Source organism: Terriglobus sp. YAF25 (assembly GCF_052113305.1).
GTDB lineage: Bacteria > Acidobacteriota > Terriglobia > Terriglobales > Acidobacteriaceae > Terriglobus.
In genome coordinates, this window is record NZ_JBFRCY010000302.1 from 1 (window position 1) to 9,696 (window position 9,696).

The window sequence follows — 9,696 nt, forward strand, 5'->3', positions numbered from 1 at the left end:
CAGCTTCTGTCCTTCGACAAAGGCTGTGGTCTCTCCCTTGCCTTGCGAGGGAACTGCCTTCAGCAGCATCTGTGTGGGGAAGGCAAAGAAGCCATCGACGTAGCTTACCGCCGAAGGTCCTACACTGAGGCTGCCAAGGATAGCAGGCGGATTCTCGGTGCCGTTGCTGGTATACAGAACGCCGGGGACATTGATGGTCTTTGTGCCGCTGCCGCGGGGAGGCATCTCGAGGATGAGATCGCCCTTCTCCGGCATGGTGACGGCGATGGCGGCACGGCTGGCAGGTGGAAGCAGCAGGCGTGTGCCGTCGTCGGTGACCGGGTAATGCACGGCAGGAAAGGGGTTGCCGTCTTCACCGACAATGGCGATCTTCGGGTGTTGGCCGGTCACGGTCTCAGTGAGCTGAAGGTTGATGTAGGCGAAGTCACTGACATTGGCCAGGACCCAGATCTCTGTCTGCCCTGCCTTGCTCTTGAGGGTGGGTTCGAACTGGCCGTTTACGGTGAACTGCACATCGCGCTTGTCATCGGGTAGCGATGGTTCGGCCGGTATCGTTTTGCCGGTTTTCGGATCGCTCGGGATGAATGTCTGCAGGTTGCTCGGGATGGTTTGCAGCAGGCCGCGGTCGTTGCGGACAGACAGCGGGCCTGCATACCAGACGGTGAAATAGGTCGTTCCCGGTTTCGATCTGGTGAAGTTGGTCGGCGCGAGCAAGGGACGATAGGTGCCTTTGGCAAGCTCGTCGCTCTTCGGCGGTGTGGCGGTGTTGACATACTGCGCCCAGTTCACGTTGTTCAGAACGGCGCCTCCATTGGCGCGATCAAAGACACCGTTGTACTGCAGCAGCATGTTGCGAACCGGGATCTTCTTCTCGGTCACCAGTTGCAGGCCTCCATCGGTGCGCCCGATGGAGAGCAGTCCGGCGAGCCCGGCGTAGGTCTGCGGCCCGGTTAGCGTGTGCAGATGCGAGTGATACCAGTACGCTCCCTGTGGCATGTTCCTGGGGATCTCGTAGGTATAGGTGTTCGACATGCCGGCGGGGATATGGAGCATGACGTTGTCTGCATTGCCCTTTGGGCTGACGTGCACGCCATGGACATGCAGGTTCAGGGGCGACGACTTCATCTGAATGGGATAGAGAGGGATTTCTCCCCCGACCTTGGTGTACTGGGGGCTGAAGTAGTCATCGATCGTGAGGCCGGTCAGAGCGTTGTCGAGATGGACGATTAGCTTCTCACCGGGATAGACCTGCAGCGTCGGCGCGGGATATAGGCCGCGTCCGGTCGTCTTGCCGTCAGAGGCAGTACCGTGGAGGAGCTCGTAGTCAAAGAGAAGAAAGTTCTCCACCGGTTTGGCCGACGTATCGAGCGTTGCCGCACTCTGGCGCGCGGTCAGGCGGACCTCGAGCACACCGTCTTTGGTAGCGAGAGTAACCGGTTCGCGGAATTCAGGGGAGACGCGGTTGCCGGCTGTGCTTTGTGCATCTGCCGTGCGAAAGGCGGGAAGAAACGCGGTTGAGGTGAGGGCGATCGTGCTCAGAAAGAGTGTGTAAAACACGTGGGAACGCCCACGTTCGTATCGACGAACGCGCATGAATCCTCCGGCAGGGAAAGTACGGCAAAAAAGAAGGTAACGAAAGTAAGGCAGCCGACGTAATCCTAGAGTCAGAGGGCAGAAAACGCCAGACTTATTTGTGCGGGTGACGAAGAGCTAGCGTGGTGAGTCATGAATTCGCTAAACAATATTTGGCGAGAGCGTTGAGGATGTCGTCAGCAGATTTGGTCCTGAGAAAGGCGGGTTGACTGAAACTGGTGGGAGCAGCGGGGTCCCCGGCCAGCTTGCTGGCTGGGGTATTCAGCGGGGTCCCCGGCCAGCTTGCTGGCTGGGGTATTCAGCGGGCTTCAGCCCGCTGATAAAGACGTAAAAGTAAATGGGCTTTAAAGCCCGATTCGTTATTGAGAAGAAAGATGTATGAGCGCTGAAGGCGCGACCTATACCAGCCTGGGGCAACGCCCCAGGTTTTGGCGCCCACAAGATGTCAAGGGCTGAAGGCCCGCTCTATATAAGGGTCTTCAATCCGAATGTATCGTTTCGAGAGGCCTACAACGATTTCACGAACTATTTCCTTTGTGACGATTCGCGATTATAGATCGGGCTTTCAGCCCTCTTACCGTTTTCTATCTCCGTACCTGGGGCGTTGCCCCAGGCTGGTATAGAACGCGCCTTCAGCGCTTGATCCTCCGTAGGGCCGATCTGAAATGCGCTTCAGGATTTATGACACACCCTAAGGCAAGGGAGCGCCATCGCGAATCTCATCGGTTGCCTGCTTTACCACCGTATCGCCCACTTTCAACTCTCCACGAACGGAAACCTGATCGCCGGAGACCGGACCCTTGCGGACATCCACCCAATGAGCATGTCCGCCGCGTGCAGCGATGACGAAGGTGCGCTCCGTCGTGGTTACGACGCTGGTCGCCGGGACAAACAACAGGTTGTCACCGGCAGCCACCGGCCAGTCCACTGTGGGATACATGCCCGGCGACAGCGATGCGTCGGCATTGGCGACATCGAGCTCCACCATCATGGCGCGGCTCTGCGGGGCGAGCGAGTTGGGAATACGAGCGACCTTGCCGGTATAGTTTTTGCCCGGATGCGCCGGTACATGGAAGGTGACCTGCGTGCCCTGGGCAATGTTGCCTGAGTAGTTCTCGGGTACAGGCACCACCAGGCGAAGGTGCGAGACCTGTTGCAGCCGCAGCAGCGCCTGATGACTGCCTGCGGCGACCATCATGCCGGGGTGAACCAGCCTCTCGGTGACGATGCCGTCGAAGGGAGCGGTCACACGAAGATATCCCTGCATCTCTTTCGTCGAGGTCAGCTGGCTCCCTGCCGACTTTACTGAAGCTTCGCGGGCCTGCACGATGGCCTCGGCTGCCTCTTTCTGCTTCTGTGCCTGGATCAACTCATTGCCGGCGACAGCGCCGGGAGTCTTCGATGCCTCCAGCAGCCGCTCGTAAGTGCTGGCCGCTGCCGCTGCTGACGCTTTGGCCTGTGCCGCTTCCGCTTCGGCCTGATGCAGACCGGCCTCGGAGGCAGAGGTCTGCGAGCCCATCTCCGGCGCGGAGAGAACGACCAGCAACTGACCGCGGCGCACCTTGCTTCCACGATCGACAAGAACCTTCTCCACATAGCCCGGAACGCGGGCCTCGATGTCGGTCTGCAGATACGGCGTCAGCTCCGCCGTCAGCGGCACGGTGCGGGAGAGTTGGACTCGTGTTTGGCCTTGCGCTGCAGCGCGGCATAGATGGTGGGCAGAACGGTCAGCGTCGTCAGCGTGGAGAAGATCAGGCCGCCGACCACGGCGCGTCCCAGCGGAGCGGTCTGTGCTCCACTCTCACCCAGACCTATAGCCATGGGAATCATGCCGCAGATCATCGCCGTCGCTGTCATCAGGATGGCCCGCATCCGGCCGGTAGCGCCTTCGAAGGCAGCAGCTTCGACATCCTTGTTCTCACGTCTGGCGTGCTCTGCAAAGCTGATCAGCAGAATGGAGTTCGCCACCGAGATGCCGACCGCCATAATGGCTCCCATGAACGACTGAATGTTCAGCGTGGTACGGGTGATCAGCAGCATCAGCACCACGCCCACCAGCACACCGGRGATAGTGGACAACACCGCCAGCGGCAGACGAAGCGACTGGAAGTTGGCCATCAACAGCAGGAAGATGGCTGCGATGGCGATCAGCAGACCGATGCGCAGACCGGAGATGGTGTCTTCCAGCGCCGGCACCTGGCCACGCACCACGACCGTCACTCCCTTAGGAGGCGCGGCAAGATGCTGCAGGATACCGTTGATCTTTCCGCGGGCATCTCCGAGTGCAATGCCGTGAAGGTTGGCGGTGACGCTGACGATGCGCTGTCCGCTGAAGCGCTCAATCATCTCCGGCATGGTGCCGTACTTCAGGCTTGCCACCTGATCGAGCTGCGGCTGTGCCTGGCCTTCGCGCATCAGCGGAAGCGTCGACAACGCTCCCAGTCCCTGCACGCGGTTGGAAGGGAGCTGCACCTGGATCTGGAAGGCATTGCCGGTCCGAGGATCGCGCCAGTAGTTCGGTGCGATAAAGCGAGACGATCCGGTCGCCGGTATCAGCGAGGTAGTGACGTCGGCCATGGTGAGGCCAAACTGTCCAGCGTAGTCGCGGTCGATCTTGATCTCAGCCGTGGGATACTGCTGCTCCTGCGGGATGGAGATGTCGCGCAGGAAGCTCAGCTTCTTCATCTCGGCTTCGATCTTTGCCAGGTAGGCATAGTCCTGATCGAGGTCGACACCCTGCACATCGATCTGGATCGGAGTGGGCGAGCCGAAGCTCATCACCTGCGAGACGATGTCTCCGCCTTCGAAGGCAACGTTGAGATTGGGCATCTGCTTCTGGAAGGCTGTACGGAGCTCTTCGCGCAGCTTCTCATCCTGCGGATGGCCGGGCGCGAGCTGCACCTGAACGATCGCCTCTTCCGGGCCGGCGGTGAAGAGATGGATCAGGTTGACCGGATAGCTGGAGGGCTGCACGCCGACGTAGTCCGAGGTGATAGCGACGTTGTGTTCGCCTGCTGTCTTGCGGATGAGATCGAGTGCCTTCAGCACCTGCGGCTCGGTCTCTTCAATACGTGTGCCGACAGGAGCCTTGATGCGCAGGCGCAGCACCGGGCCGTTGGCGTCGGGAAAGATCTCTGTGCCCAGCGTGGGCGCCAGCAGGAAGAGCAACAGCGCGCAAACACCGAAGTAGCCGAGATAGATCAGACGTCCGCGCTTGAGGATGCGCTGCAGGTAGCCTTCGTACCAGGTGCGCAGCCGGCCGAAGCGCCCTTCATGCTCTTCGCCGCGATGTGTCTCTGACATGATCCATACGGCGAAGACCGGCACCAGCGTGCTTGAGAGCAGGTACGACGCAATCATCGCAAAGCCCACCGCCAGCGAGAGCGGCGTGAAGAGCTGGCGTCCCACACCCTGCATGAAGAACGAGGGAACGAAGACGGCGAGCACGCAGAGCATCGAAAGCAACCGCGCGATGATAGTGCGGCGGCAGGCTTCAAGCACTGCCTTCGCGCGCGAGACCCCAGGCATCAGTTGCGTGTGAATGTTCTCGATCTCGACCGTGGCTTCATCGACCAGCACACCGACCGCCAGCGCCAGGCCGCCCAGCGTCATGATGTTGATGGTCTGTCCCGTAGCCCACAACGCGACCACGGCAGTAAAGAGCGCAAAGGGAATATTGGCAACGACGATCAGCGCTCCGCGCCAGTCACGCAGGAAAAGCAAGACGACGAGGCCGGTCAGCACCGCTCCCAGCAGGGCTTCACGTACCAGACCGCCGATCGCGTTGGAGACATAGCCGGACTGGTCGAAGGCGAGCTGCACATCCACGTCGTCGGGAATCGCCTTCTTGAAGCTGGGGATGGCGGCTTTGACGGCCGCGATCACAGCCAGTGTCGAGGCGTCGGAGCGCTTGGTGACCGGAATGTACACCGTGCGCTTGCCGTCAACGTGGGCATACGCTGTGACAATATCGGTCCCGTTCTCAACGGTGCCGATGTCGCGGAGATAGATGTTGGCTCCGGAGCGCGGATGGATGGGCGCACTCATCAGCTCGGCCAGGTCAGGCCCCAGGGCAGAGTTGGTGCGGACGATGCGGTTGAGTGTGCCGTCGTAGAGATTGCCGGTGGGCGCCACCACCGAACCGGCGCTGACGGCAGAGATAGCCTGTTCCGGAGAGACGCCGTATTGCTTCAGCTTGTCCGGATCGAGTGTGACCACGATGGTGCGCTGGTTGCCGCCGAAGGGCGGCGGCGCGGAGACGCCCGGAAGCGTGGCAAAGAGCGGACGCACCTGGTTCAGCGCAAAGTTCTGCAGCTCGCCCTGCGAGTGAGTATTGCTGGAGAAGAGCAGCAGGCCGACGGCGACGCTGCCCGGATCGAAGCGCGTGATGAAGGGCGGCACCGTTCCCGGCGGCATGAAGGCGCGGGCGCGATTGACGTAGCCGACGGTCTCCGCCATCGCCTGCTCCATATTGGTGCCTTCGCGGAAGGTCAGCTTCATCAGGGCTGCACCCTGGACACTCTTGCTGTCGACTGACTGAATGCCGGTGATGTAGAGGAAGTGGTACTCGTAGTAATAGGTGAGGTAGCCCTCCATCTGCGCGGGGTTCATGCCGCCGTAGGGCTGGGCAACGTAGATGACCGGGTTGCCGACCTGCGGGAAGATATCCATCCGCATGCGTCCAACGGCCATAAAGAAGCCGGCGACGATCGCGAGCAGCGCGACGATCACGGTAAGCGGACGGCTGAGTGCTGCGAGGACAAGGCGCATGTCGAGTCGGTTCCTTTAGAGCAATTCTCCTAACACTGTAGTGTTGGATAAATCCGTGAATGCCGTTTTCTTCGAAGGAAAACGGCGCAAACTACCAAAACTTCGCTCTACATCCTTAGGAGAAATGCTCTAGCGGTTCGCCTCCTGCAGAAAGGGCTGCAGATCGCCCCGGAGATACTGCAATTTCAGAAAGGCGCGCCAGACATTCAGCCGGGCGATGGCGTTGTCGATCTCTGCCTGCACCTGCAGCCGCTGTGCCTGCGCCACATCATCCACGGGAACAAGGCCGGCCTTATAACGGGCGGTGGCTTGATTCAATGCTGTCTGCGCAGCATCAAGCTGAGTGGGTGTGTTCTGTGCGATGGTCTCGGAAGCGCGAAGCTCGGCCTGTGCCTGGGCAAACTGCTCCTGCAGGTTGCGTGCGGTCAGATCTTCATTCGCGCGAGCGGCTCGTAGCGTAGCCGATTGCGCCGCGGCCTTCGCGTGCATGCTGGCAAAGTCCAGCACCGGGAAGGCGATGTTGATGCCGGCGACATAGTTGCCGATGTTGGGCGCCAGACCGTTGGTTCCGGTCAAACGGCGTCCATCGGTCTCTGCTCCGGTACCACGGCCATAGGCTGCGCCTTCCAGGTTGAACTGCGGAGCCCAGCTTCGTTCGATGGCGTGGAGCTGTGCCGCATTCTCGGCGGTTGTCGCCTTACGCTCGGCCATGAGCGGATTCCCTGAGACGGCGAGTGGATTCTCCGCTCCGGTAGCCGTGGGCACGCTGCTCAGCAGCTTTGCCTGCGGTGTCACGCTGGTAGGTGCGCTCTGGAACTTGTGAAGCGTTGCAGCAGATATCTCGACGGCCTGCTGCGCGAGTGCGAGCTGATTGGCCGCGGCTGCCTTCTCGGCATTGACGCGCGATTCATCGGCTCCGGGACGAAGCTCGGCTGCTGCAAGGGCATGGATGCTCTGGCGCAGCGTCTCCCAGTTATCGACTGCTGTTTGCGCGGCTTTCATCGCCTGCGTGGAGGCGAGCACCGAGAGGTAGGCATCGGCGGATGCCGTCTCTACCTCGAGCTGTGTACGGAGATTGGCGGCTGCGGCGCGATCGCGTGCGGCTTCAGCAGCGTGAACATTGGCGCTGCGTGTACCGAAGTCAAAGGGCTGCCAGTTGATCAGGACTCCGGCAGCGCTGCCCCACACCGAGCCGCCGTTGTTGGTGCCGATTACCGGCCCGGACATCGGAGGAATGATGCTCTGCGGCAGCAGGCTTCCGAAGACGTTGTTGCGGGTTCCGCGATTGAACTGGGCGGTGGCGTCGAGACGCGGAAGATAGGCGGTGCGCGCCAGCTGAATGCGGGCGACCGAGGCGTTCAGCTCTTCCTGCGAGATACGGATGGCGGGATAGTTCTTCGCGGCATCGTCAACGACGGCAGCCAAGGTGAGCGGAGCGGCGGCCTCCTGGGCGCGCGCACCAGAGGACGCAACAGAGACAAGCATTCCCRGGGACGCGAAGCAGGAGATCCGAAGCAGGTTCATCGATAAGACGTCCTTCTCTTTTCCTATGAAGACGCTATATCGAATTTCGATACTTAGGCAACTCTCGGCCGCATTTCATCGCACAGTTCTGATGATCTTAATGAGGGCTTAACGTGTTGGCGGCGTGTATCGAGCATTGGAATGGAATATTCAATCGTCGATGTTTGGTTGGAGAATTGGGTGGGAGCCGTGGGCTTCAGAGTCTGTGTGAGTACTACTTGATTTTCGGAGTTATTTATACGAGAAGAGAGTATGTCACGTTATCTTCCCTATTCTCCAGAGCAGGGTTATCTTGTTCCGCCTCGCGTGGACGAAGTTCTGAGCGCGGATCATCTGTGTTTTTTCGTGTTGGCTCAGTTGGGCACCGTAGCGATCGACGCGACCCGGATCAAGGCATCGGCATCGCCGGATAAAGTCATCGCCGTGGAGCGGCAGCAGAGGGCCAAGACCCGCCGGAACGTACGCCGCTGGCAACAGAGCTGCGACAGGGATGACCCGAACGAAGGAGGGGGCGGTCGCGTAGGAACTGCGATCGACGCCATCGAGGACGCTGCTGCGACACTCAAGCCGCTTCCCCGGCGGGCGAAGAGGCCCTCTGAGAAGCGCTCGATCACCGACCCGGATGCGCGCTTTTTGCGCAGCCGCGGCAACCGCTTCCTGCTGGGCTACTCCGGTGAGATCGCGGTCTCGGAAGACCACCTCATCGTGGCCCAGAGGGTGACCCAGTCAGGCAACGAGAACGACAGCCTGGAACCGATGGTGAAGCTTGTCAAAGAGGCCTGCGGAGAGCTTCCAGGGCGCGTGCTGGCCGACTCCGGCTACTACTCCAACCAGAACGTAGAACGAATGGAAGCGCTCAACGTCGACGCCTATGTCCCGGACTCCAACCTTGCACGGGAGCTCAACACCCGCAAGCCGGCAACCGATCTTGCCGGCCATGATCCCCGTCTGAAACGCATGCGGCACAAGCTACGAGATCCGGACGGAAGAGCGATGTACAGCAAACGCAGGGGAATCGTAGAACCGGTCTTCGGCATCATGAAAGAACAACGAAACTTCCGCTCCTTCCGGCTACGCTCCATCGCCAAGGCTCAGGCCGAGTTCGCTCTCGCCGCCACCGCCTACAACCTCAAGCGCATCTACATCCTGACGAAGCCCCGCTAAAACAACTCCTTCCGATACAACAAAGAAAATGTCCCGCAGAAAACCCGATAAAACAACTCCTTCCAGACGYCACAAAGAAATCCAGCAACTAAGGCCCACTCAACAAAGAGAAGATCCCTCACTCACACAGACTCGTAAGGCCCGGCCCCATCCCCGGTAGTCAGACCATGTAGCCCATATGTGCCGTTTGCCCTCGATTCTCCAGCCTTCGGTCATATGTAACGTCCAAGCGCCCTGAGGATTCCCTGACGTGCCATCGCGGCGAATCCGGCCTGGTTGCAGGTCGCCAAATTCGGCGAAGATCGCCGATCCGTAGCCTTGCCAGAGGTGACTAAGCGGAAGTCCCTGGAGCAGGGCCGCGAGTTCCTGAACATCTGTCTGCTGCAGGGGGCGCACACAGACGAAGGTAGCAGAGGGCTTATGATGCCTGTGTCGCATGAGTGAGGGCAAAGCGATTCGAGCTTGCGCTCGAACGTCCCACATATGCTTCGCATATATGGGGCACCCGGTGCATGGTGAGCCTAGGCCCAACTAGCAACCAGGAACTAGCAACCAGCAACTAGCCGTTACTGCGGTGGCGGCAAATCCTTCCCCAGGTTCTTTGTACGGGCATCCTTGAAATCCGTACCGAAGTGCGGTTCGTCC

5 protein-coding genes are annotated in these 9,696 nt (G+C 60.2%); 1 reads left to right on the plus strand and 4 read right to left on the minus strand.

Annotated features, from left to right (window positions below):
* The 4 genes from AB4043_RS13775 to AB4043_RS13790 form a co-directional block, all read right to left on the minus strand.
* A partial coding sequence (locus AB4043_RS13775) for a multicopper oxidase domain-containing protein (protein WP_442307290.1) occupies positions 1–1,593 on the minus strand: 1,593 nt, incomplete at its 3' end.
* A gap of 691 nt (positions 1,594–2,284) precedes the next feature.
* Positions 2,285–3,253 (minus strand): efflux RND transporter periplasmic adaptor subunit, encoded by a 969-nt coding sequence (locus AB4043_RS13780; RefSeq protein WP_442307291.1) that lies wholly within the window; start codon positions 3,251–3,253, stop codon positions 2,285–2,287.
* Positions 3,244–6,363 carry an efflux RND transporter permease subunit gene (locus tag AB4043_RS13785; protein WP_442307292.1) on the minus strand — a complete coding sequence of 1,040 codons (3,120 nt, stop codon included), beginning with the start codon at positions 6,361–6,363 and terminating at the stop codon, positions 3,244–3,246. Before AB4043_RS13785 ends, AB4043_RS13780 begins: the two co-directional genes overlap by 10 nt.
* A gap of 129 nt (positions 6,364–6,492) precedes the next feature.
* Entirely contained in the window at positions 6,493–7,887 is a 1,395-nt protein-coding gene (locus tag AB4043_RS13790) for a TolC family protein (protein WP_442307293.1), read from the minus strand.
* Between the two features lie 252 nt (positions 7,888–8,139).
* Between AB4043_RS13790 and AB4043_RS13795 the strand changes: the two genes are divergently transcribed.
* The gene (locus AB4043_RS13795) at positions 8,140–9,051 is read left to right on the plus strand and encodes a transposase (protein WP_442307294.1); all 912 of its coding nucleotides are present in this window, start codon (positions 8,140–8,142) and stop codon (positions 9,049–9,051) included.
* The last annotated feature ends 645 nt before the right edge of the window (positions 9,052–9,696 follow it).

Bases quoted from the DNA above. Each gene is read 5' to 3' on its own strand.
- AB4043_RS13795 (WP_442307294.1), top strand. From the start codon at position 8,140: ATGTCACGTTATCTTCCCTATTCTCCAGAGCAGGGTTATCTTGTTCCG.